Source organism: Microbacterium saperdae, assembly GCF_006716345.1.
Lineage (GTDB): Bacteria > Actinomycetota > Actinomycetes > Actinomycetales > Microbacteriaceae > Microbacterium > Microbacterium saperdae.
Genome location: NZ_VFOX01000001.1, coordinates 406623 through 430338, shown reverse-complemented (window position 1 = coordinate 430338; position 23716 = coordinate 406623). Strand labels below are relative to the sequence as shown.

General features: G+C 70.5%; 23 protein-coding genes and 1 pseudogene. 9 read left to right on the top strand and 15 right to left on the bottom strand.

The window, feature by feature from the left end; translation table 11 throughout:
- Window positions 1-7: 7 nt before the first annotated feature.
- The 6 genes and pseudogenes from FB560_RS01905 to FB560_RS01880 form a co-directional block, all read right to left on the bottom strand.
- On the bottom strand, window positions 8-1036 hold the full coding sequence (locus tag FB560_RS01905; RefSeq protein WP_141870811.1) for an ornithine cyclodeaminase: 1029 nt from the start codon (window positions 1034-1036) through the stop codon (window positions 8-10).
- Window positions 1033-1671 (bottom strand): FMN-binding negative transcriptional regulator, encoded by a 639-nt coding sequence (locus FB560_RS01900; protein ID WP_141870810.1) that lies wholly within the window; start codon window positions 1669-1671, stop codon window positions 1033-1035. Before FB560_RS01900 ends, FB560_RS01905 begins: the two co-directional genes overlap by 4 nt.
- The gene (locus FB560_RS01895) at window positions 1668-2492 is read right to left on the bottom strand and encodes an FAS1-like dehydratase domain-containing protein (protein ID WP_211349938.1); all 825 of its coding nucleotides are present in this window, start codon (window positions 2490-2492) and stop codon (window positions 1668-1670) included. Before FB560_RS01895 ends, FB560_RS01900 begins: the two co-directional genes overlap by 4 nt.
- Entirely contained in the window at window positions 2489-3718 is a 1230-nt protein-coding gene (locus FB560_RS01890; protein WP_141870809.1) for a CaiB/BaiF CoA transferase family protein, read from the bottom strand. Before FB560_RS01890 ends, FB560_RS01895 begins: the two co-directional genes overlap by 4 nt.
- Window positions 3715-4695 carry a hydroxymethylglutaryl-CoA lyase gene (locus FB560_RS01885; RefSeq protein ID WP_141870808.1) on the bottom strand — a complete coding sequence of 327 codons (981 nt, stop codon included), beginning with the start codon at window positions 4693-4695 and terminating at the stop codon, window positions 3715-3717. Before FB560_RS01885 ends, FB560_RS01890 begins: the two co-directional genes overlap by 4 nt.
- Window positions 4692-5978 (bottom strand): annotated as a pseudogene (locus FB560_RS01880) (hydroxymethylglutaryl-CoA reductase, degradative); the annotation flags it as partial. The gene FB560_RS01885 and the pseudogene FB560_RS01880, both read right to left, overlap by 4 nt.
- Window positions 5979-6178: 200 nt before the next feature.
- On the opposite strand from FB560_RS01880, the gene FB560_RS01875 reads away from it, so the two are divergent.
- A complete protein-coding gene (locus FB560_RS01875; RefSeq protein WP_141870806.1) occupies window positions 6179-8083 on the top strand; it encodes a GAF domain-containing protein in 1905 nt (634 codons plus the stop codon).
- Window positions 8084-8207: 124 nt separating this feature from the next.
- On the opposite strand, the gene FB560_RS01870 is transcribed toward FB560_RS01875, so the two are convergent.
- The 6 genes from FB560_RS01870 to solA all read right to left on the bottom strand — a co-directional run bounded on the left by FB560_RS01870 (window position 8208) and on the right by solA (window position 14619).
- A complete protein-coding gene (locus FB560_RS01870; protein WP_141870805.1) occupies window positions 8208-9011 on the bottom strand; it encodes an ATP-binding cassette domain-containing protein in 804 nt (267 codons plus the stop codon).
- Window positions 9008-9877, bottom strand: coding sequence for an ABC transporter ATP-binding protein (locus FB560_RS01865; protein WP_141870804.1), 870 nt, complete (start codon window positions 9875-9877; stop codon window positions 9008-9010). The genes FB560_RS01870 and FB560_RS01865 overlap by 4 nt, the downstream gene beginning before the upstream one ends.
- Window positions 9874-11445, bottom strand: coding sequence for an ABC transporter substrate-binding protein (locus FB560_RS01860; RefSeq protein ID WP_141870803.1), 1572 nt, complete (start codon window positions 11443-11445; stop codon window positions 9874-9876). The genes FB560_RS01865 and FB560_RS01860 overlap by 4 nt, the downstream gene beginning before the upstream one ends.
- The gene (locus tag FB560_RS01855) at window positions 11442-12410 is read right to left on the bottom strand and encodes an ABC transporter permease (protein WP_141870802.1); all 969 of its coding nucleotides are present in this window, start codon (window positions 12408-12410) and stop codon (window positions 11442-11444) included. Before FB560_RS01855 ends, FB560_RS01860 begins: the two co-directional genes overlap by 4 nt.
- Complete coding sequence (locus FB560_RS01850; RefSeq protein ID WP_141870801.1) at window positions 12407-13357, bottom strand: ABC transporter permease; 951 nt, start codon at window positions 13355-13357, stop codon at window positions 12407-12409. Before FB560_RS01850 ends, FB560_RS01855 begins: the two co-directional genes overlap by 4 nt.
- A gap of 137 nt (window positions 13358-13494) precedes the next feature.
- Window positions 13495-14619, bottom strand: a complete 1125-nt coding sequence (solA, locus tag FB560_RS01845; RefSeq protein ID WP_141870800.1) for an N-methyl-L-tryptophan oxidase — start codon at window positions 14617-14619, stop codon at window positions 13495-13497.
- 310 nt (window positions 14620-14929) lie between these two features.
- On the opposite strand from solA, the gene FB560_RS01840 reads away from it, so the two are divergent.
- Window positions 14930-15136: a CsbD family protein gene (locus FB560_RS01840; RefSeq protein ID WP_141870799.1), complete on the top strand. Its 207-nt coding sequence runs from the start codon at window positions 14930-14932 to the stop codon at window positions 15134-15136.
- Between the two features lie 80 nt (window positions 15137-15216).
- Here the strand turns inward: FB560_RS01840 and FB560_RS20625 are convergent, their stop codons facing one another.
- Complete coding sequence (locus FB560_RS20625; protein ID WP_170198021.1) at window positions 15217-15381, bottom strand: hypothetical protein; 165 nt, start codon at window positions 15379-15381, stop codon at window positions 15217-15219.
- A 124-nt stretch (window positions 15382-15505) separates the two neighbouring features.
- Between FB560_RS20625 and FB560_RS01835 the strand changes: the two genes are divergently transcribed.
- The 5 genes from FB560_RS01835 to FB560_RS01815 all read left to right on the top strand — a co-directional run bounded on the left by FB560_RS01835 (window position 15506) and on the right by FB560_RS01815 (window position 19208).
- Window positions 15506-15772 carry a DUF7218 family protein gene (locus FB560_RS01835; protein ID WP_141870798.1) on the top strand — a complete coding sequence of 89 codons (267 nt, stop codon included), beginning with the start codon at window positions 15506-15508 and terminating at the stop codon, window positions 15770-15772.
- 9 nt (window positions 15773-15781) lie between these two features.
- Window positions 15782-16540 carry a carboxylate-amine ligase gene (locus tag FB560_RS01830; RefSeq protein WP_141870797.1) on the top strand — a complete coding sequence of 253 codons (759 nt, stop codon included), beginning with the start codon at window positions 15782-15784 and terminating at the stop codon, window positions 16538-16540.
- 67 nt (window positions 16541-16607) lie between these two features.
- Window positions 16608-16856 carry a hypothetical protein gene (locus FB560_RS01825; protein ID WP_141870796.1) on the top strand — a complete coding sequence of 83 codons (249 nt, stop codon included), beginning with the start codon at window positions 16608-16610 and terminating at the stop codon, window positions 16854-16856.
- 50 nt (window positions 16857-16906) lie between these two features.
- On the top strand, window positions 16907-18313 hold the full coding sequence (locus tag FB560_RS01820; RefSeq protein ID WP_141870795.1) for an MFS transporter: 1407 nt from the start codon (window positions 16907-16909) through the stop codon (window positions 18311-18313).
- A 31-nt stretch (window positions 18314-18344) separates the two neighbouring features.
- Window positions 18345-19208, top strand: coding sequence for an endo alpha-1,4 polygalactosaminidase (locus FB560_RS01815; protein ID WP_141870794.1), 864 nt, complete (start codon window positions 18345-18347; stop codon window positions 19206-19208).
- A gap of 6 nt (window positions 19209-19214) precedes the next feature.
- Here the strand turns inward: FB560_RS01815 and FB560_RS01810 are convergent, their stop codons facing one another.
- Complete coding sequence (locus tag FB560_RS01810; protein ID WP_211349937.1) at window positions 19215-20084, bottom strand: alpha/beta fold hydrolase; 870 nt, start codon at window positions 20082-20084, stop codon at window positions 19215-19217.
- Window positions 20077-20718 carry a TetR/AcrR family transcriptional regulator C-terminal domain-containing protein gene (locus tag FB560_RS01805; protein WP_141870793.1) on the bottom strand — a complete coding sequence of 214 codons (642 nt, stop codon included), beginning with the start codon at window positions 20716-20718 and terminating at the stop codon, window positions 20077-20079. Before FB560_RS01805 ends, FB560_RS01810 begins: the two co-directional genes overlap by 8 nt.
- A gap of 29 nt (window positions 20719-20747) precedes the next feature.
- Here FB560_RS01805 and FB560_RS01800 point away from each other — a divergent pair, with 29 nt between their 5' ends.
- Window positions 20748-22193: an amidase gene (locus tag FB560_RS01800; protein ID WP_211349936.1), complete on the top strand. Its 1446-nt coding sequence runs from the start codon at window positions 20748-20750 to the stop codon at window positions 22191-22193.
- On the top strand, window positions 22190-23602 hold the full coding sequence (locus FB560_RS01795) for an MFS transporter (RefSeq protein WP_141870792.1): 1413 nt from the start codon (window positions 22190-22192) through the stop codon (window positions 23600-23602). Before FB560_RS01800 ends, FB560_RS01795 begins: the two co-directional genes overlap by 4 nt.
- The last annotated feature ends 114 nt before the right edge of the window (window positions 23603-23716 follow it).

Genomic DNA, 23716 nt, shown 5'->3' with positions numbered 1-23716 from the left:
TTCCGTTTCAGACGGCAGGGACGGGGACGGTGGTGAACCCGAACAGGTCCTTGGGATCGTCGGGGGCGGCGACGAGGTCGATCTCGCGGGCGAGGTCGGTGCCGGCGACGCTGTCGCGCAGATGCCGCAGCGCCGAGTAGTCCTCGATCGCGAAGCCGACCGAGTCGAAGATCGTGATCTGCGCCGGCGACGTGCGGCCGGGCGCGGTGCCGTTCAGCACCCGCCAGAACTCCGTGACGGGGAAATCGGGGGCGACGTTCTGGATCTCGCCCTCCACACGTGTCTGCGGGGTGTACTCGACGAACACCGGACCACGGTCGAGGATCCGCGGATCGAGCTCCGTCTTGCCGGGGCAGTCGCCGCCGATCGTGTTGATGTGCATACCGGGGGCGACGTCGGCGTCGGTCAGCACCTGCGCGACCGCCTTGTCCGCCGTACACGTGGTGACGACGTCGGCGCCGGCTGTCGCCTCGGACGCCGAGGCGCACACGACGACCTCGAACCCTCGGGGCACGAGGTTGCGCACGAGCTTGGCCGATGCCGCCTCATCCACGTCGAACACCCGCAGTCGCCGGATCCCGAGCACCGCACGGAACGCGAGCGCCTGGAACTCGGCCTGGCTGCCCGCACCGATCATCGCCATCACCTCGGAGTCCGGCCGCGCCAACCGCCGGGCGACCATCGCCGACGTGGCGGCGGTGCGCAGCGCGGTGAGCACCGTCATCTCGGCCAGGAACACCGGGTAGCCGTTGTGGACGTCGGCGAGCACCCCGAACGCCGTCACGGTCTGGAAGCCGCGACCCGGATTGAACGGATGCCCGTTGACGTACTTGAACGCATACAGATCGGGGTCGCTGATCGGCATCAGCTCGATCACCCCGAACGGGGTGTGGTTGGCGACCCGCTCGCTCTTGTCGAACGACTCCCAGCGGCGGAAATCGGACTCGATCGTGTCGGCCATCTCGGCCATGATCCGCTCGGCGCCGTGCGCCGCGATCCAGCTCACCATGTCGGCGACACCCACGAACGCGGTCACGCCTGCCCCTCCCGCCCGTGCACGCGGGCCATGCGGGCGGCCAGCTGCGGGTTCTCGTACGGGCCCGGTTCCCCGAGCGCGGCGATCACACGGTCCACGACCTCTGCGGGCTTGTCCTGGCTCATCTTCTCTTTCGCTTCGAATCGATCGACCCGCAGGCGGAACCCGACCGTGCCGTGCACGATCCGCTCCGCATAGGCGGCGTTCTCCAAGGTCTCCCGCATCAGATACGGTTCCGGCAGCGGGCTCTCGAAGTGCGCGACCAGACGATCCAGCACCCGCAGGTTCTCCTCGTCGGACAGGATCTCCGGTGTGCCGTGCAGATGCGCGACCGCGAAGTTCCAGGTCGGCACCGCGGGCGAGGTGTCGTACCAGCTGGGCGAGACGTAGCCCTGCGGTCCGTAGACGATCACCATCACCTCGTGCGCGCCGAGCTCGTGCAGGCGCTCGTCCGGGCGACCGACATGACTCACGAGCACGATGCCGTCGGCATCCTCCGCGAGCAGCAGCGGGTAGTGCGAGGCGACGAGCCCCCTGCCCGGCACGAAGCTGACGATCGTGCCCCACGGGTTCTCACGCACGAGGGCACGGATGCCCTCGACGTCGTCGAACACGTACTCCGGGGTGTGCCTCATGACGCTCTCCAGGTGATGTCGGCCGTGGCGAGCACGACGTCGGCGGTATCCAGCGCGGTGACCACGGTGCGATCCCCGTCGTCGTGTCCCACCAGCCGTACCGGCCGGTCGACCAGCATGGGCGCGATCGCGCGCACGTCGAGCCGCGCGGGCTCGCGATGCGGCGCGTGTCTGCGGGCGGCATCCATCAGCAGGATGCGGGTGAGCGGACCGTGCACGAGCAGGTCGGGCAGGCCCTCGACCTCGCGTGCCCAGGCGCCGTCGTAGTGGATCAGATGGGTGTTGAAGGTGAGCGCCGAGAACCGGAACAGCTGCCGCGCATCGAGGACGAACTCCTCGGACCAGTCCGCGGCGGCGACGGCGTCCGGGTCGGTGCGCGGTGGTCGCACCGGGGCATCCGGGTCGGCGGCGTCCAGGAACACGTCGTGCCACACGCTGCGGATCGCCGGTTCCCCGTCGACCGCGTACTCGCGTTCGACGTCGACGAAGACCAGACGTCCACGCGAGCCGTCCTTCTCGACGACGGACCCGAGTCGCGCGGTCTGCACGACCTCGTCTCCGATGCGCACGGGACGCAGGAAATCCGTGGTCTCCCCCGCATACATCCGGCGGGGCAGATCGATCTCGGGGATGATGCCGTCGCGGGCCGGGGTGCCGTCCGGACGCAGATCCGCCATCGGCACCGCGAAGGGGAACAGCACACCCTCCCACGCGGCGGGCAGCTCCGCACCGACCGCCCGCACCGGCTCCTGTCCGGCGAAGGTGCCGCGATAGCCCTCCACGGTCGGGGCGAGCACGGTCTCGGTGCGCACGATGCTCACGGCAGCACGCCCGCGGCGCGCAGCTCGGCGATGCGCGCCGCGTCGTAGCCGGCGAACTCGGTGAGCACCTGGTCGGCGTGCTCGGACAGACGGTTCGCCGTGCGGCCGGGGGCCGCGGGCGTCGCCGAGAGCTTGATGGGCTGGCCGAACATGCGCAGCACGCCGAGATCGCCGTAGTCGGCCGACACGATCATGTCGCGCTCGGCGGTGCCTGGATCTTCGACGACCTCGGCGATCGTCTTCACGGCGGTCAGCGGTACGACGTCTCCGGCGAGCTCCTCGAGCTCCGCTTTCGTGCGGTCGGCGAGCCAGGCGGCGACGATGGGCTTCACTCTGCGCTCGTACACCTCGGTGTCGAACCGCTTGCGCATGGTGTCGATCTCGGGGTCGTCCTTGTGCTCCGGGGTGCCGAACAGGTCGCAGCTCGCATTCCAGAGCTTGTCGGTGTACGCGCCGAAGAAGACCTGTCCGTCGGCGCAGTCGAAGAGTTCGTACGGGCGCACCCAGGCGTGCTCGTTGCCGGCGGGCGTGGCCACCTTTCCCGTCACGGTGTAGTCGACGACCGCGGTCTCGGTCAGGGCGAGGATGCTGTCGACCTGCGCGACGTCGACCAGCTGTCCCTCACCCGTGGCCTCGGCATGGCGGAGTGCGGCGAGCGTGCCGATCACCGCGAACAGGGTGGCGGACACATCGCCGATCGTGACGCCGACGCGCACGGGCGGCCGGTCGGGGTAGCCGTTCATCGACCACAGTCCCCCCGCGGCCTGCGCGGTGTTGTCGAAGGCGGGGCGGCGGGTGCGGGAACCCGTGTGGCCGTAGCCGGAGATCGCGGTGTAGACCAGGCGCGGATTGATCTCGTGCAGCACGTCCCACCCCACGCCGAGCTTCGCCATGGTGCCGGGGCGGAAGTTCTCGACCAGCACGTCGGCCGAGCGCACGAGGTCCGTGAGCACCTTCACGCCCTCCGGGCTCGCGAGGTCGAGTCCGACGCCGAGCTTCCCGCGGTTGTACTGCGCGTCGTAGGCGCTGAACTCCTCGTCGCCGTGCGTCAGGTACGGCGGGAAGCCGCGCGAGACGTCGGGATCGCGCGGGTTCTCGATCTTGATGACCGTGGCCCCCAGGTCGGCGAGCATCTGCGCGGCGTAGGGGCCGGCGAGCACGCGCGACAGGTCGAGCACCGTGACGCCGGTGAGCGCGCCCGGCGCAGGGAGCGTGAGATCGGTCATGGCGTCGGAGCCTCCTGTGCGGTGTCGGTGGTGTCGAGTCCGGCGGCGGCGAGCGCCCGCGCCACGGCGGACGGCGCCCGGATTCCGCGGATCCGGGAGAGCCACTCGGTCGTCGCCGCGAGGGCGCCGAGGTCGAGACCGGTCTCGATGCCCAGGCCGTGCAGCATCCACACCAGGTCCTCCGTCGCGAGGTTACCCGTCGCACCCCTGGCGTAGGGGCAGCGACCCAGTCCCCCGACCGAGGCGTCGAACTCGGCGACACCCAGCAGCAGTGCCGCGTGCACGTTCGCGAGCGACTGTCCATACGTGTCGTGCAGGTGCAGGGCGACGTTCGGGAGCGGGATGCCGGCGGCGAGGGTCTCGTTCACCACGCGGGTCGTGAGTCCGGGGGTGGCGACGCCGATGGTGTCGCCGAGGGCGATGGTCCGGGCACCGGCGCCGTGCAGCGCGGTCGCCGCAGAGATCACCGCTGCCGTGTCGACCTGCCCCTCCCACGGGTCGCCGAACGCCATCGACACATACCCGCGCACGGGGATGCCGTCGGCCGTGGCGGCGGCGATCACCTCGGTCGCGCGGTCGATCGCCCCGCTCCTGGTGGTGTTGAGGTTCGCCTTCGCGAACGACTCGGTCGCGCTCACCACCACCGCGACCTCGCGCACCCCAGCGTCGATCGCGCGCTGGAGTCCGCGCAGGTTCGGCACCAGCGCGACGGCGCGCGCACCGTCCGGCACGTCGACGGCCGCGACGACCTCGGCGGCATCCGCGAGCTGCGGGATCCAGGTCGGGGGCACGAAGCTGGTCACCTCGAGGTCCCGTGAGCCCGCGGCGTACAGCCGACGGCAGAGCTCGGCCTTGACGCTGCCGGGGATGATGTCGGTCTCGGCCTGCAGGCCGTCGCGGGGTCCGACCTCGTACACGGTGACGCGCGTCGGCAGTCCGGGCTCCGGCTGCACGCGCGGCGACGGCTTCGGGGTCATGCCGTGGTCTTCTCTGCCCGCAGCTCGGCCAGCACCTCTCGTGCGTACTCGACGCGGATGCGCCGTTCGGCCACGATGCGCGCCGCGACATCGCCGATCTCGTCGACCTCGGCGCCGGCGCTCGCGGCGATCGTGCGGGCGTGCAGGGTCATGTGTCCGCGCTGGATGCCCTCGGCCGCGAGCGCCCGGCACGCGGCCAGGTTCTGGGCGAGGCCGACGGCCGCGACGATGCTCGCGAGCTCGCGCGCGGTCTCGACGCCGAGCAGACGTACCGCGGCCTGCGCCGTCGGGTGGGCTCTGGTGGCTCCTCCCACGAGCCCCACCGCGAGCGGGACCTCGAGGGTGCCGACGAGGTTGCCCGCGGCATCCTGCTCGAACTGCGAGAGCGCGGAGTAGCCGCCCAGACGCGCGGCGTGCGAGTGGCATCCCGACTCGACCGCCCTGGTGTCGTTTCCGGTCGCCAGCACGACGGCCGTGATGCCGTTCATGATGCCCTTGTTGTGCGTGGCCGCGCGGTAGGGGTCGGCCTCGGCGAAGGCGCTGGCCGCGACGATGTCGGACACGACCTGCGCGCCGCCCAGCAGCTCGGCGTCGAACACGGCACGGGCGCGGGTGAGGCGCAGTTCTGCCTTGTTGGTGAGGATGCGCAGCAGCGTGCGGGTATCGGCGAGCTCGGCGATGCGAGGAGCGATGGCCTCGGCCATGGTGTTCACGGCGTTCGCGCCCATCGCGTCGCGCACGTCGACGTGCAGGTGGACGATGATCTGGGCGCCGACGCGGGTGGGGAGCACGCGCACCGAGATGTCGAAGGCGCCGCCGCCGAGCGAGACGAGCACCGGATCCTGCTCGTTGGCGAGGGCGAGCAGCTCCTCGCGGGCCTCCAGCAGCGCGAAGCGCGTGCCGTGCGGGTCGACCGCGTCGAGCACCTGGATCTGGGCGATCATCACATCGCCGGTGTACGAGGTCGTGAAACCGCCGTGCACCCGCGCCATGCGGGCGGCGTTGGAGGCGGCGGCCACGACGCTGGGCTCCTCCGTCGCCATCGGGATCAGCCGGTCGACCCCGTCGACCGTGAAGTTGGTGGCGACACCGACCGGGATGCCGATGAGCCCGACGACGTTCTCGACCATGTGATCGGCCTGCGCCAGCGAGAGGCCGGCGTGCGGCTGCAGCGCCTCCAGTGCCGTCGCGTCCAGCCCCGCTCCGCCGGCGACGAGGGCCAGGCGCTCGTCCGGGGTGTGGTCGCGCAGACCTGAGATTCGGCTGTTGATCGTCATCGGCGACCTTCCTTGATGGGCGGACGCCGGATCCTCGGCGCCGCGGTTCTAGGACGACACTAGAAGCGGCGTCCGTCGCCGACGATGGGCGGATCACTCAGCGAACCGGTGCCGGTGTATGCGATTGACACATCTGCGGGATCTCCCCCATGCTCGACACTGAAGACTTACGCTCTCCCGCGCCCCCGAACGCCGAAGGAGCTCTCATGAGCCGCGCATCCGACGCGATCGCCACCCTGCTCGACGCCGCACACGACAGCGATCTGGTCGGCCCCACCGCGGTCAGCGATGCCCTCGCTCAGCTGGGGGCCTCGGAGCCGGATGCGGCCGAGATCGCCGAGCTCGTGCACCGCTCCCAACGCGAGCTCTCGCGCCTGCGCCGCCGCGAGCACGAGCTGTCGGCCCTGTTCTCCAGCGCCCGCGAACTCGCCGAGCTGCGCGACAGCGATGCCGTGCTCGCCCGTCTCGTGCAGCGCGCGCACACCATGATGGGCGTCGACCTGGCCTACCTGTCGGAGTTCGACCCCGACACCCGTGAACTGCGGGTGCGCGAGACCAGCGGTTCCGTCAGCGCGTCCTTCCAGACGCTGCGCGTGCCGCCGGGCCGGGGGCTGGCGAGCGTGGTGGTCGAGTCGCGGATGCCGCAGTGGGTGTCGGACTACTCGGCCTACGCGAAGGAGCGCCACGACTCGGGCATCGACGACGCCGTGTCCGCCGAGGGCCTGGTGTCGCTGCTCGGGGTGCCGATGGTGACCTCCGACGACGTGCTGGGCGTGCTGTTCGTCGCCAACCGGGAGGCGCGCAGCTTCACCCCCGACCAGGTCGCACTGCTCACGGCCGTCGCCGACCACGCGTCGATCATCCTGCAGACCACCCAGACGCTCCGCGACCTGCAGGAGTCGGAGGACGAGAGCCGCACCACCCTGGCCAGTCTCACCGCGCACCTCGTGGAGCGCGACCGGGCCAACACCGTGCACCAGGAGCTGGTGCAGGCCGTGCTCGCCGGCGGCGGGTTCGGCCCGGTGGCCGAGACTCTCGCCTCGGCGCTCGGTCGCGCGGTCGCGATCATCGACGCGCAGGAGCAGATCATCGCCGCCGCGGGTCTGCCCCTGGCTCCCAGCATGCTGACGCTGCCGGATCCCGTGCGCGAAGCGATCGCCGAGAGCCGTCGCTCCGGGTACTGCGTCGCGGTGCCGGAAGGGGGCGTGCGCGCCGTCGCCGCCCTGTCCGCCGGCAGTCGGCATTTCGGCGCGCTGCTGCTCGGCGACGGCGACTTCGAGCTCGGCGCCGTCGATCTGCGCACGATCGAGCGGGCGGCACAGGTCGGCGCGCTGCTCGAGCTGCAGCAGGAGGCCGCATCCGGAGCCGACCTGCGCATCCGCAGCGAACTGGTCGCCGATCTGCTCGACGACGTGCCGGAGCGCCGTGCGGATGTCGAGCGGCGCGCCCGCCGACTGGGCGTCGACCTGCAGGTGCTCGACTCGCTGATCCTCCTCTCGGTGCCGGGCGACCAGCACACCGCGGCGCTGCGCGAGCTGAGCCGACAGCTCGACGACCGCTCCCTCGTGGGCGAATACCGCGGATTCGTGGTCGCCGCCTACAGCGCTGATCGCGGGTCCGTCGAGGTCGATCGTCTGCGCCGGCACGTCGCCTCCGCGATCCAGCATCCGGTCTCGGTCGTGGTGCCGCGCCCGGCATCCGGCGCGCTGCCCGAGGCCTTCCAGACCGCGATGCGCACGGCCCGGCTGATCGCGGCGCTCGAGCTCACCGACGTGACCGCCCAGGTCGACGACTTCCTGCCCTATTCGGCGATCCTCGACACGGATGTACGGGCGCTGAGCGCGTTCCTGCGCGACACGATCGGTGCCGTCCGCCGCTACGACGAGGAGCGCGGTGCGGATCTGCTCGGCACGCTGCGCGCCTTCGTGCGCAACAACGCCAGCCCCACCCGCACGGCCCGCGCGCTGAACTTCCACACCAACACGATCCTGCAACGGCTCGACCGGCTCGACCACGTGCTCGGTGCGTCGTGGCGCGATGACGAGCGGATGTTCCGCATCGGCATCGCCGTGCGGCTCGACGAGCTGCGCGACCGCCTGCAGATGCGCTGACGCGTGGCATCCGCTGTTCGTCCGTTGGAAAACAGAGACGACCCTGCGTCGCTTCGGCGGGTCGATCCGCGACGCGCCGCACTCACCACGAATGATCTCCGTTCCCGCCCGGGCGCGGACCCGGCTACGTGCGGTACAGCACCGGCATCGACTCCAACAGCGTGCGCGTGTAGGGGTGCTGCGGCGCGTTCATGACCTGCTCGCCGGTGCCCTCCTCCACGACCTTGCCCTGGTGCATCACGGCCACGCGGTGCGCGATGTGGTGCACGACCGCGAGGTTGTGCGTGATGAACAGGTAGGTGACCCCCGTGCGCTCCTGCAGGCGCACGAGCAGGTTCAGCACCTGCGCCTGCACCGAGACGTCGAGAGCGGATGTCGGCTCGTCGAGCACGATGAACTCGGGATCGGCGGCCATGGCCCGAGCGATCGCGATGCGCTGACGCTGCCCGCCGGAGAACTCGTGCGGGAAGCGGTTCACGGCATCGGCCGGGATGCCCACCTGCTCGAGCGACTCGTACACGCGCATCGTGCGGTCCGACGCCGGCATGCCCGCCGCGACCAGCGGCTCGGCGACCGAGCGGCCGATCGCGAAGCGCGGGTCCAGCGAGTCGTTGGGGTCCTGGAACACCATCTGCACGCGCCGACGGTGGCGTCGCAGCGCCGAACCGCGGAGCCCGGTGACATCGCCGCCGTCGAACTCGATCGTGCCGGAGGTCGGCTTGCGCATGAGCAGGATCGCGCGGGCGAGCGTGCTCTTTCCCGAGCCGGACTCCCCCACGAGCCCCAGCGTCTCGCCGCGGCGGACGTGCAGGCTCACGTCGTCCAGCGCGACCATGGCGTTGTCGCCATGACCGAATCGCTGCGTGACGTTCTTCACCCGCAGCACGTCGTCCGGCACGCCGCCGTCCTTCGCCGAAACCTCACTCACGATGCCTCCTCCAGGACGGCCGGGACCATGTCGAAGTCGTTGTCCGCCGGGATGACCGCCAGCGCGGAACGCACGGGTACGGACGGACGCGGGATGCTCTCCAGCAGCGCCTTCGTGTACGGATGCTGCGGGTCCTCCAGCACACGCTGCGTCGTGCCCGACTCCACGATGCGCCCGCGGTACATGACCGCGATCCGTTCGCAGAGCTGACCGATCACGCCGAGGTCGTGGCTGATGAACAGCACGCCCATCCCCGTCTCGTCGCGCAGGGTGCGGATCAGATCGAGGATCTGCGCCTGCACCGTCACGTCGAGAGCGGTGGTCGGCTCGTCGGCGACCAGCAGCGTCGGGTCTGCGGCCACCGCGATCGCGATGACCACGCGCTGCCGCTGGCCGCCGGAGAGCTGGTGCGGGTAGTAGGCCATGCGGCGCTCCGGCTCGGGCATGCGCACGAGCTTGAGGATGTCGAGTGCCTTGGCGCGCGCCGCCTTCTTGTCGGCGAGGCCGTGGATGAGGAGCACCTCGGCGATCTGCGCGCCGATCCGCATGCACGGGTTCAGCGCGGACATCGGCTCCTGGAAGACCATCGAGGCGCGGACGCCTCGCACTCCGGCCCAGTCGCGTTCGGCGGCATCCTTCATCTCGGAACCCGCGACCGTCATGGTCTGCGCGGTGACCGTCGCGGAGTCGGGCAGCAGCCCCATCATCGCCAAGGCGACGCTGGACTTGCCGCTGCCCGACTCCCCGATGACGCCGACGATCTCCCCCGCGCGCACGCGGAGCGACACCTCGGACACCGAGGGCGCGGCACCCCCGTACGCGATGGACAGGTCTTCGACCCGGAGAGCGTCGACGTCGGTGCTCATTCGGTCAACCAGGCCGAGTCGAGCAGGGAACGGGAGTAGAACGCGTCGCTCTCGTATCCGTGCAGCTTGTTCGCATCCCAGACCTCGAAGTACACCGGCACGGCGGCCGGCACGATCTCCAGCACCTGCTCTGCGGTCTCCTCGGCCAGCTGGTCGATGAGGTCGTTGTACTCCTCGGGCGTCGCGGCGGCCATGGCCTGCGTCAGCAGCTCACGGGCCTTGTCGGCGTCGGGGTTGCCGTCCCAGTGGTTGTACACGCCTCCCTCGAGCAGCACGGGCTGCAGGTAGAAGGCGGCCGATGCGCGGGGGCTGCCCGGGATCGCGACCAGGTCGGTCCAGGACTCACCGGTGGTGAAGATCGGTGCGATCTCCGACAGCGGCGTCGCCTTGAGGTTCAGCGTGATGCCCGCCTCGGCCAGCTGCTGCTGCATCATCTCGTAGACCGGGTGGTGCGACTGCGCCACGTCGCCCATGTAGCTGAGCGTGATCTCGGGGTTCGGCTGTCCGGCCTCTTCGAGGAGCTTCTTGGCCGCGTCGACGTCGCGCGTGTAGTACGGCAGGTCGGCGGCGTCGGGGGCACCCGGGTCGCCGGCCGGCGGCACGAACGAGATACCCGCGTTGCCGAGCATCGCGGTGTCGACCAGAGCCTGCCGGTCGAGGGCGAGCGAGAAGGCACGACGCACGTTCACGTCGGCGAGGGGGCCCGCCTCCGGGTTGATGTAGATCGCGAGGTTCTGACGGAAGGGCGGGTCGCCGAGCGTGAACCCGGAGGACTCGGCCTGGTTCGCCAGGCTGCCGTCGATGAACGATGCGGCCTGCACACTGCCCTGCTGCACGGCGGCGAGCAGCGTGCTCTCGTCGGGGTAGAGCTCGAAGACGATCGAGTCGAGGTTCGGGGCCTCGCCCCAGTAGTCGTCGTTCTTGTCGAGCGTGACGCTGACGCCCTGCGACCATTCGGAGACCTGGAAGGCACCGGTGCCGAAGGTCTGCGTCTGGCGCTCCTCCTCCGTCGCCTTGCCGTAACCCTCTTCGCTCACGATGAAGAAGGTCTGGCGGGCGGAGACGGCGTCGAGGAACGTGCCGTCGGGCTGAGTGAAGTGGAATGTCACCTCGTAGTCGCCGGTGGCTTCCACGCTCTCCATGTTGGCGAGGTAGGTGGCGTTCGAGCCGCCGTCCTTGCGCGTCTCGAACGAGTACACGACGTCGGAGGCATCGAAGGGGCTGCCGTCGGCGAAGGTCACGTCGTCGCGGAGCTGGAACACCCAGGTGAGCTCGTCGGGCTGCTCCCACTCGGTCGCCAGCGCCGGGTTCACGGTGCCGTCGTCATCGCGCGTGAGCAGGGTGTCGTAGGCGATCGCGTCGATGATCTCGGCCGCGACCGCTGTCGCGACCATCGGGTCGATGCCGCCGGCGGAGGGCTCCGCGGGGACGCCCCAGGTCAACGTGCCGCCGGCGACGGGCTCGCCCTCCGCGCCGTTGCTCGGGGTCTCGCCTCCGGACGTACAACCGGTGAGCGCCAGGGCGCCGGCGACGATGACCGCCGCGCCGTAGAGGTATGGCTTCTTCATAGCTGACTCTCTTCTGTGTGGGTGGTGCCTCGGGTGGTGCTGTTCTCTCGGGTGGAGCTGTTCTTCGGCGCCCGGTCGGCACGTTTCCGGCCGAGCGAGAAGGCGGGTTCCCGCCGTGGGGCGAGCCAGTCCTGCAGTCCGTCGGCGAGCAGGTTCCACGCGGCGGAGAGCAGGATGATGACCAGTGACGGCAGGATGATCAGGAGCGGCTGCACCTGCATGAATCGCGTGAACTCGCTGATCATGCGACCGGCGGAGGGTTCCGGTGCCTGCACGCCCTGGCCGAGGTAGCTGAGCGCTGCCTCGATCAGCACGATCTGCGAGGCGACCGATGCGAACTGCACGAACAGCGGCGTCAGCACGTTGGGGAGCAGGTGCTCCAGCACGATCCGCGGGCCTCGCACTCCGGACAGGCGCGCGGCGAGCACGAAGTCGCGGTCGCGCATCGCGATCACCGGAGCGCGCATGACGCGGGCGAAGCCGGGGGCGAACACCAGACCGAGCGCCAGGATCAGCGGGCCCGCGCCGTTGCCGATCACGACGCCGACGACCAGGGCGACCAGGATGGCCGGCAGTGCAAGCAGCGCGTCGACGATGCGCATGATGACCGCATCCACCCATCCGCCGACGTAGCCGGCGATCAGGCCCAGCGTGGTGCCGACGATCGCACCGAGCAGCGCGCCGGCGCCGGAGATGATCAGGCTGGTGCGGGCGGCCAACGCGAGACGCGTGAACGTGTCGCGACCGAGGTTGTCGGTGCCGAGCCAGTTCGCCGCCGAGGGCCCTGACATCGGCGGACCGGCGGTGGCCAGCGGGTCGTACGGCGGCCACAGGCTCATCCATCCGGCCAGCAGCAGGATGCCGGCGAGGATGCCGGCCCCGGCCCAGAACGACGGACCGAGGTGCGGGCGGCGACGGCGACGACCAGCGGTCGAGGCCAGGGCGAGTTCGCGGGTGACAGTCATCGCGTGTGAACCCTCACTCGGGGGTCGATCAGGGGGTAGACCAGATCGACGATGAAGTTGATGGCGACGTAGACCGCTCCGATCAGCAGGACGGTCGCCTGGATGATGGGGTAGTCCGAGCTGCGGATGCCGGTGAGCAGCAGCTGCCCCATTCCGGGGAGCGAGAACACCTGCTCGATCACGACGGTGCCTCCCACCAGGGCGGCGAGCTCGATGCCGACGACCGTGGTCACCGGGATCAGGGCGTTGCGCAGCGCATGCCGCCCGACCAGGCGCGAGGGCGAGGCGCCCTTCGCCCTCGCCGTGCGCACGAAGTCCTGACCGAGGGTGTCGAGCAGGGTGCCGCGAGTGTAGCGGGCGATGATCGCCGCCAGCACGATGCCGATCAGCAGCGCCGGCAGGATCAGCACCCCGATCGCACGCAGCGGGTCGCCCGCCGCCCCCGAGTAGCCCACCAATGGCAGCTTCAGGGTGAGCGAGTTCACCAGGATCAGCACGGCACCGAGCACGAACGGCGGCGTCGCGAGGAGCACGAACGAGGTACCGCGCACGATGTGATCGCTCGGGCGACGCCAGCGGGTCGCGGCGAGGATGCCGGCGGGCAGACCGAGGATGACGCCAAAGAGCGTGGCCATCACGGCGAGCGAGAGGCTGAGCGGCAGGCGGGTCGCGATCATGTCGGACACCTGCCCGGGAACGGTGATCGCCGCACCGAAGTCGCCGCGCAGCACCCCACCCAACCAGACGAAGTACTGGGTGATGGCGGGCTGGTCGAGTCCGAGCTCGTGGCGCAGCGCGTCCAGCGCGGCCGGGTCCGGGTTGGCCGGGTCCGCGAACGACGCGAGCGGGTCGCCGGGGATGATGCGGACCATCGAGAACACGAGGACCGACAGCACGAACAGCACGAACAGGGATGACAGCACCCGCGTGAGGATGTAGCGCGCCATTCAGCAGCCCGTCTTCGGTGACATAGTCGTCACGGTATCGAGACGGTCGCCCACCGATAACGGTGCTTCGACCCAGCGAACCAGGTGCGTCATGGGTGAAACCTCCATATCAGCGGCTGTCGGGAAGCCGTGGCGGATCAGCGGGTCAGAGCGGGAGCGGCGAACGCGGAGATGTCGTCCGGGGTCTCGCCGTCCAGCGCGAGTTCGGACAAGATCCGACCGAACGCGGGGGTGAACTTGAAGCCGTGCCCTGCCGACAGCGCAACGATGATGTCGGGGTGCTCCGAGAGCGGTCCGAGCACGAAGCGGCGGTCGGGTGTCAGCGCGTACTGGCAGGTCACGGTGCGCAGCTCGGGCCCGGCGGCGGGGAGCAGTCCGTGCACGAACACGCCCAGCTCGTCGGCGAGCTCCCGAGAGGGGACGAAGGTGCGCTCCGCCGGTGTCATCCGGTTCTCCGACACGTCGCGCGCGGCCTTGACCGTGGGCTCTCCGAAGGTCGGGAAGCCGTAGAAGCACTCGTCGTCCTCCCAGATCCATACCGGGAGGCGATCGGAGGCGAGCGGCTCCGGGTCCTCCGGGCGGAAATAGGTGACCTGCTCCTGCATGATGTCGAGCGGGATGGCGGCGCCGAGCGGTTCGAGCAGCGTGTTGGTCCACGCGTCGGCGGCGACGATGACCTTGTTCGCGCGGACCGCGCCGTTCGCGGTGCGGACGATAACGCCGTCGCCATCCGGCTCCAGCGCCTCGACCGTGGTGCGATCGCGGATGTCGGCGCCGAGCGCCCTGGCACGCAGCTGCAGCGTGGCGACGGTGCGGGAGGCGTGGGCGATGCCGGAGTCGGGCGTGTAGACGGTCTCGACGTTCTCGGGGATGTGGAACTGCGGCCAGCGCGCGTGCACCTCGGCCGGGGCGAGGAGCTCGTGCGGCACGTCGCACTCGGTGAGTGCGGAGGTGAAGTCGGAGGCGGAGTAGGGGCCGTCCGTCGGGAGGAAGATCACTCCCCCGGTGATGGTGAGCAGATGCTCGCCGGACTCCTGCTCGAGGTCGGCCCAGTCGCGGTAGGCGGACTGTGCGAGGCGCACGTACTCGGGAGCGCCGTAGGAGGTGCGCACGATGCGCGAGGTGTCGTGCGAGGCGCCGCGCACGTGTCCGAGCTCGTACTGCTCGAAGGCGACGACACGTGCTCCGCGGCGAGCCAGGTGATACGCGGCCGCGCTGCCCAGCGCACCCATCCCCACCACTGCCACCTCAAAGGTCTCCATGACACTCCGTCCTGTCGTGTTGTGTGCGATAGCTCAGTGTGGACAGTCCTGTCACCGCGCAGCCATGGGTCGACAACCCATGCCGGAGGGACATGAATGTGTTGTGCACACGGCAGCGACGACGCACACGGGTCGGGCGTCGAGCGGCCGGACCGCCTTCGGGGACGGTCGTTCCCAGTCTCGCGGAACATGGCGCCGGTCGCGCACGACGCACTGTCACGGCAGGCGTCCGTTGTCAATCCCGTGGCCGGAGTCGCGGCACGATGCGAGGGTGGCAGTCCCATCGACCCTTCGAGGAGAGGAACACGCCATGAGCGTTGCAGACGACATCAAGAACGCTGCCGAGAAGGCTGCAGGCAAGGTCAAGGAGAACGTCGGGAAGGTGACCGACAACGAGAAGCTCGAGGCCGAGGGCCGAGCGGATCAGGTCAAGGCCTCCGCGAAGCAGGCCGGCCAGGATGTGAAGGATGCCGCCGAGAAGGCGGGCGAGAACGTCCGAGACGCATTCAAGGAGTGAGACCTTCGCCGATGGCGGGTCTCACTCCTTGAATCGTGATTCAGGAGGGGGCCCGCCATCCGGCGGACCCACAGCTGAGGTCAGACCTTGCGGCTCCCGGAGATGCTCCGGATCAACCACGCGATCACAGCGATCGCCAGCAGGACCAGTCCGACCCAGAGCAGGAACTGCAGCGACTGGACCAGTCCGCCGGTGATCGCGAGGATCACGGCGATGACGATGACGATGATGAGGAGGATGTTCATCGGTCTTCCCTTCTTCCGGGGCTGGGCACCCCGATTGCAGTTCACCACGGTAGTGGCGCCCGTCCGATCCTGGGGAGGGGGTTGACGTGGACACCCCTGAGATGCCATTGAGAGGATGACGGCGATGCCAGGACGACGGAACAACTCACTGAAGGACCCGGAGCTGTACGAGGAGCTTCGCGACGACGGCGCCTCGAAGGAGAAGGCCGCGCGCATCTCCAATGCCGCCGCGAGAGACGGACGCAGCACGGTCGGCCGACGCGGCGGCGAGCACGGAGACTACGAGGACTGGACGGTCGCGGAGCTGCGCAGCCGCGCGAAGGAGCTCGGTCTGAGCGGATACAGCGGCATGCGCAAGGCGGAACTGATCTCCGCGCTCCGGAACCACTAGGCGCCCCTGATGGCGCGGTTCGGGATCGAAGAGGAGTTCATCCTCCTCGAGGGCGAGTCCCTGGTGCCGACCGCGATCTCCGCGGATGCGCGGCGGCGGATGGAGACCTCCCCGGCGGCGGGGCGTGTGATGCCCGAGTACCTCACCTGTCAGGTCGAGTGCGCGACGGATCCGCTGCGGACACGCGCCGAGGCCCTCGCGCAGCTGCGCGGCCTGCGCCGTGCGATCGCCCGGCATGCCGCAGCGAGCGGTGCCGTCGCCGCATCCACGGGCACGCCGTTCGCGACCACGGGCACCGTCGAGGTCTCGGCCTCGCCGCACTATGACGAGGTCGCCGCGCTGCTGAACCACATCACCCGAGGGCACGAGGTCAACGGTCTGCACGTGCACGTGGAGGTGCCGGACGAGGCCGAGCGGGTGCCTGTCCTCAACCGCATCCGCGGCTGGCTCCCCCTCCTCCTCGCCCTCAGCGGGAACAGCCCGTTCGCGGACGGCCTCGATTCGGGCTACGACAGCTGGCGCAGCATCCTGATCCGACGTCTCCCTTCCTCGTGGTGTCCGCCGCACTTCCGCGGCATCGACGACTATCGGGCGCACATCGACCAGCTCGTGACGCTCGGCGCCATCGGCGAGCCCGCTTCGCTCTCCTGGGCCGTGCGGATCTCGGAGCGCTTCCCGACCGTCGAGGTCCGGGTCTTCGATGCGCAGCTCGATCCCGAAGACAGCCTGCTCGCGGCGGCGCTGGTGCGCGCGATCGCCCACGGATGATGCCTCGTGGTCGAGCCTCGAGATCGACGCCATCGACGCATCGCTGTGGACAGCGGCACGGCACGGGATGAGCGCACGGATCCTGCACCCCGCCTCCGACGAGGTCGTGGAGGCGTGGACAGCGGCATCCCGGCTGCTCGACGCCATCCGACCCGCGCTGGACGAGTCCGACGATCGCGCATTCGTGGAAGAGCGGATGGCGCGCATCCGCTCCGACGGCACCGGTGCCGCACGCCAGCGGCGGGCCTTCGCCCGAGCCGGGCTCGAGGGGCTGCGGCAACTGTACCGTCGGGGCACATCGGAGGCGTCCGCGTAGCCGACGCGTCCTCCGCCCCCGGTGTCCTCAGCCGAGAGTAGGGTCAGGCTGTGGCCTCCTTCGCCCCTCTCCAGCGGCTCGTGATCTCGATCGCCGTGCTCGCCTCGTTCGTGACCTTCCTCGACGGCACGGTCGTCACCGTCGCCCTGCCCGCGATCAGCCGTGAACTCGGTGGCGGCATCACCACCCAGCAGTGGGTCGTGGACTCGTACCTCATCACTCTGAGTGCGTTGATCCTGCTCGCGGGATCCGTCTCCGACGCCTACGGCCGAGTGGTCGTGATGCGGGTGGGCCTGATCTCCTTCGGAATCGCCTCGATCGCGGTGGCCGCCTCGATCGATCCCCTCATGCTGATCATCTCGCGTGCGGCGCAGGGTGCGGCCGGCGCGCTGCTGGTACCGAGCTCCCTCGCCCTGATCACCGCCACCATGCGTTCCGGCGTGCAGGCCAGGGCGATCGGGGTGTGGACCGCTTTCACGACCGGCGCCCAGCTGGTGGGACCGCTCCTGGGCGGCCTGTTCGTCGACTACCTCTCGTGGCGCTTCGTCTTCCTGATCAACGTCATCCCGATCGGCATCACCCTGCTGCTGCTCGCCCGGCTCCACCTGCCGGAGCATCCACGCGGCGTGCGCGTCGACTGGTGGAGCGGCGCCCTGTGCGCGATCGGGCTCGGCGCTGTCGTCTTCGCGCTCATCGAACAGCCCAATCTCGGCTGGGGTTCTCCCGCCATCTGGATCCCCGGCATCGGCGGCGCCGCGCTGTTCGCCTGGTTCCTGCTGCGCCAGCAGCGCTCGTCGTCTCCGCTCATGCCGCTGTGGCTGTTCCGGGTGCGCGACTTCGGCTGGGGCAACCTCGCCACCCTGTTCGTCTACGCCGCGCTGTCGCTCAGCGGCTTCGTGATCGGCGTCTACCTGCAACAGGGCGCAGGACTCTCGGCAACCGCCGCGGGCCTTGCGAGCCTGCCCATGACGATCCTGATGATCCTCGTCAGCTCCCGCGCCGGTCAGTGGGCCGGACGCTTCGGCCCCCGTATCTTCATGACGGTCGGCCCGCTACTGATGGCGGCGGGCGCTCTACTGCTGTTGCTGGTCTCGGCCGAGTTCTCCTACTGGTGGCAGGTGCTCCCGGCCATGATCGTGATGGGTCTCGGGCTCTCGCTCACCGTCGCTCCGCTGACCGCGGCGATCCTCGGGGCGATCGACGAGACGCACTCCGGCATCGCCTCCGCCGTGAACAACGCCATCGCACGCGTGGCGGGACTGCTGGTGGTCGCGATGCTGTCGACCATCGTCGGCGGATCGCTCGATCTCGACGGCTTCCACAACGCCGCCTGGGTCACCGCGGCGCTCCTCGTGCTCGGCGGCGTGGTCTCGTGGATCGGCATCCGGCGCAACCCGGCCGAAGCCGTCGACGTGCCGGCCCCTGCCCCGGGAGGTCCGGTGCCCGCGGCGCGATGAGGATGCCGTGCCACATCCGTATGCTCGAAGGATGCGGGAACGGGATCGGCGCACGGCACGTGGCGGCTTCGCGATGCTCGTCGCCCTGCTCGCGCTCACCGGCTGCACGGTCGGCACCGCGACGGACCCGCACGCGGGGCACTCGCCAGACGCTTCCGCCGACGGAGACTGGTCGCTGCCACCCGCCGGCGCCGTGCCCGACTACCAGCTCGGCGGAGCGTACGAGCCGGCGGCCAAGGTCGGCATCGTGGGGCGCGATCGTTCGGCGGATCCCGCCGCCGATGCGTACTCGATCTGCTATGTGAACGGCTTCCAGACGCAGCCCGGAGAGCTCGACACATGGGCTGCCGATCTGCTGCTGCAGCGCGACGGTGAGACGGTGTTCGACCCCGATTGGCCCGACGAGGCGCTGCTCGACACCTCGACCGCCGAGCGCCGCGAGCGCATCGCCGCGCAGATCATCCCCTGGATCGAAGGCTGTGCGGAGGACGGGTTCGACGCCGTCGAGTTCGACAACCTCGACTCCTACACCCGGTCCGACGACGCCCTCTCGCTCGACGACAACCTCGCCCTGGCCACGCTCTTCGTGGATGCCGCACACGGCGCAGGTCTCGCCGCGGGGCAGAAGAACGCGGCCGAGGATGCCGTGATGCTGCACGATCGTGCAGGCTTCGACTTCGCGGTGACCGAGGAGTGCGCCGTCTTCGAGGAATGCGGCGTCTACGCCGCGGTCTACGGCGAGCACGTGATCGACATCGAATACAGCGACGAGCTGCCGCGCAGCTTCGCGGACATGTGCGCGGATCCGGAATCGCCGGCGTCGATGGTGCTGCGGGACCGCGATCTGGTCACGCCCGACGACCCTGCGTACGTGTTCGAGACCTGCAGCGGATGAGCGGGGTCAGTCGGCGATGGCCAGCGCGTCGATGATCACCTCCGGACGGGTGACTGCGAAGTAGTGCCCCTGCCCCTGGATCTCACGCAGGGTGGCATCGGGGAGATGTGAGACCGCCCAGCGCGCGACTCCGATCGGCACGTTGCCGTCTGCGGTGCCGTGCACGAGTCGCACCGGCTGCCGCACCTCGCCGAGAGGGATGCGACGGCTGTAGCGGCGCAGATCGTCGACCGCCGCCCGCGCGCCCTGGCGCATGCCCTCCGCGGCATCCGGGGCGATCATCGCCTGCTGCTTCTCGTCCGTCATGATCGCGCGGTCGGCGGCAGGCCAGGCGTCCACGTTCGCCGCGCGGGTGCGCGCGAACGGACCCCGGCCCTCCAGCATCGCGGCAGCGAGTCGAGGAGCGAAGCGCGTGACGAGGTAGAGCGTCGAGACGATCGGGATGCGCCCCTCGAGCGTCTCGCGCGGAGCGCCGGGGACCATGCCGCAGGCGAGCACCACCCGGTCGATGCGGTCGGGGTGTGCCAGCGCCGACGCCAGGGAGTAGCCGGCACCGCCGGAGAAGCCCAGCGCTGCGGCTCGATCGATCCCGAGGTGGTCGAGCAGGGCGACGGCATCTGCTCCCCCCGTGTCGAATCCGCGATCCCCGGCGACGGAGGTGCGCCCGAATCCCGGGCGATCAGGGGTGATGATGCGCACCCCGGCGGCACGAGCCGCCTCATGCAGGGGCATCAGTTGGTAGCGCGAGCCCGGCGAGCCGTGTGCCGCCAGCACTGGCGCCCCCTCGGGGTCACCGATCTCGCAATAGGCGATCTCCCGACGACCGACGGGCAGCACGCGCGTGGGCGGCAGCGGGCGCTCGCGCGATTCAGGCACGCGCACGCCGTTCCGCCGCCACGGCGAGACCGTCGAGCAGCAGGCCGAGCCCGACCTGGAAGCGCCGTTCGACGTCGTGGAAGGAGTCGAAGACCGAGGCCGCGCGGCGCGCTGGCGGGATGTCGAGCAGTTCCAGTTCCCCGCGGCCGAGGCGGATGGCGACGTGTCCGGTGACGAAGTCGTGCACGGCAGCATATCCGTAGGCCGCGTGCTCCGCGTCCAAGCCGCCCTCGCGGAGAGCCCTCACGACGCGATGGGCGACATCGTCGGCTGCGGGGGTGTCGAGCGCCGCGCGGCTATGCGCCTCGAGCACGAGCGGATGCCGCAGCAGAAGGTCGCGCAGCCCCCGGGCGAACGTCTCGACGGTGCCCCGCCAGTCGCCCTCCGGCCAGGCGATGTCGTTGATCGCCTCGTCCACGACGACCGCGATGAGCCGATGGCGCAGCGCGTCGATCCCGCCGCTCGCCCGGTGCACGGCCATGGCCGAGACGCCCAGCACCTCCGCCAGCGCGCGGAAGGTCACCGACTCGAGGCCGCCGTCGTCCGCGAGGAGCGCCGCCGCGTCGAGGAGCGCCGCCTCGGCGACGACTTTCGGACGACCCGGTCTTGCGCGCCTCTGCGATTCCGCTACCATGGCTCGACAATACCGTTACGCGTAACGAAATGGAACCCATGGACCCGCTCTCCGACGTCACCGCGATCGAGCTCGCCGCGGCGTTCCGGCGTCGTGAGCTCGGCGTCGTCGAAGTCGCGACGCTCGCGCTGAACCGCGCCGACGCTCTGGGCGACACCGTCGGCGCGTTCACCACGCTCGCGCCGGAGCGCGCGATCGCGCACGCCGAGGCCGCCCAACGGCGGATCGACTGCGGCGACGGCGGGGTCCTGACCGGGGTGCCCACGGCGATCAAAGATCTGGAACCGACCAAAGGGGTGCGCACCACGCTCGGTTCCGCGGCGTTCGCGGATTGGATCCCCGAGGTGGATGACGTGGTGGTCGAGACCATTGATGGCGCGGGCCTGGTGTGGATCGGCAAGACGACGGTGCCCGAGCTCGGAGCCGCCTGTTACACCGAGCCCGATGTCGCGGCCCCGAGCCGTTCACCGCACGATCTCACCCGATCCGCCGCGGGGTCGAGCGGCGGTGCCGCTGCGGCGGTCTCGGCGCGCATCGTCCCGCTGGCGCAGGGCAGCGACACGGCCGGATCGCTGCGGTCACCCGCGAGCGCCTGCGGGATCGTCGGGCTCAAGCCCAGTCGCGGCCTGCTCACTGGTGGCCTGGCCGGGCATGACGGCATGGGCCTCTCCACGAAGGGGCCGCTCGCCCTCTCCGTCCGCGACGCTGCGGCGCTGCTCGACGTGCTGGCCATGGCTCCACCGGTCGGCTCCGTCCACCCGAGCAGACGCTCCGGCTTCCTCGCCGCGTGCGACGATCCCGTGCCGCGCCTGCGCATCGCGGTCGCGAAGGAATCGGTCTCGGGCGGCGCGGTCGACCCGCTCGTCTCTGCGGCGGTCGAAGACGCGGGGGCGCTCCTCACCTTGCTTGGACATGGGGTGGTCGGGACGATCCAGCCGTCCGATCCCGGGCTGGTCGCGGCGTTCACCGATCTGTTCAGCGCGCTCGCCGCCGCGAAGCCGGTACCCCCGCAGGCAGAGACCCTGCTGCGGCCGATCGTGCAGCACCTGCGTGCACGCGGCCGCGCCACAGACAGCGGCCGGCTGGCAGCATCCGCCCTCACCGTGCAGGCCGCCGCGGGCCGTTGGGCGGAACTGTTCCGCGACGTCGATATCGTCGTGCAGCCGACGATCACCCGCCTGCCCGCGCGGATCGGAGAGCTCAGGGACGACACGGATCCGGCCGCGGAGCTCGCCGCGATGACGGCGTTCACCGGCAACACGATCCTCGCGAACGCCACCGGCTTCCCGGCGATCAGCCTGCCACTGGGATGGACGGACAGCGGGATCCCGATCGGGGTCATGCTCACAGCGCGCTGGGGGCGCGACGACCTGCTCCTCGCTCTGAGCGCCCAGCTCGAGAGCGCCGCCCCGTGGCGCCACCGGCTGCCGCGCATCCTCGCTCTGCCCACGCATCATCCCGAAGGAGCCGCATGACCATCCGCACCGACAACGCCGTCGACCTCAGCCACCGCCGCTGGGCGCTCACCGGCCTCGCCGTGATCGTGCTCGCCGCCGCCTCGCTCGAAGGCTTCGTGCTTCCGGCGCTGCCCCGCCTGCAGCAGGACTTCGGCGTGGACGCCGCCTCCGGCGCACTCGCCAGCGTCGTGCCGACCGTGATCACGGTCATCGTGACACCGCTCGCCGGACGCCTGGCCGACGTGTACGGCGCAGGGCGCACGCTCGCCGGATTGGTCGCGATCGTGCTCGCGGGCGGACTCACCAGCGCGTTCGCCGCCGACTTCACGACGTTCATCGTCGGCCAGGCCCTGCAGGGCTTCGCGCTCGGCATCATCCCGGTCGGATTCGTCGTGCTGCGGCACCTGTTCCTCGCCGAGTCGATAAAGACCGCTTCCGGGGTCCTGGTCGCGATGAGCGTCGCCGGCGCGGGTCTGGGCGTGCTGACGGCAGGGCCAATCATCGAGGCGACCTCGCGCGCCGTGCTCTACGCGGTGCCGACGGCAGTCGTCGCGCTCGGGGCCGTGGTCTTCTTCGCCGCGAGGCCGGGGCTGCGCCGGGATCCGGATGCGCGGACGGGGGTCGATTGGCTCGGCGCCGGGGTCTTCGCGGTGGCACTCGTCGTGCTCGTGGTCGCGCTCGCGAGCTCGTCGTCGGCCGGGTGGACCGCGCCGACCACGCTGCTGCTGTTCGTCGCGGCGATCGCCCTGCTCACGATCTGGGTCTGGATCGAGAGCCGCGTCGCCCAGCCGATGATCGACGTGGGCTCGCTCCGCTCCCGCTCGGTCGGCGGGGCCGTCGCGGTCGGTGTGGCGATCGGTGCGGGCTACGCACCGATCGTGTTCCTGCTGCCCCAGGTGATCGCACAGCCAATCGAGACCGGATACGGGCTGGGAGCCACGGCGAGCCAGACCGGGATGTTCCTCGCCGTCGCGTATGCCGCGGGCGTCATCTCATCCGTCGCCGCCGGGCGCGTCGCCCGGAGCACAGGGCTCCGGGCGGTCGGCGTCATCGCCATGCTCGCGCTGGGGCTCGGTGCCGCCGCTGCGGTGTTCTCGCCGGCCCCCGCATCGCTCGTGCTGATGCTGCTGCTCGCCGGGGTCGGCGCCGCGGCAGCCTCCACGATCGTCTACGCCGCGGCGGCGATCGGAGCTGAGGCGCACGAGGTCGGCGTCTCGACCGCGCTGATCACGATCGCCCGTGCCGTCGGCGGGGCGCTCGCGACACAGGTGGTGGCCTCGCTCATCACAACCGACGGGGCTCCCCCCTTCGCCACGTTCCAGGTCGCGTTCGGCGTCGCCGCCGCGATCTCGATCGCCGGAGCCGCCGTCGCATTCTGGTTGCTCCCCCGCGAGCGCGCGGAGCTGTCGGGGCTCGGGCACCTCTGATCGCCGCAGCGGCGACCACGCGCCGCCCGGGATGTCAACGGGTGCGCGCGTCAGGGCATGGTGCGCGAGGCTGAGCATCCGATCACCCCGCACCCGATCGGTGCAGCATCCGAT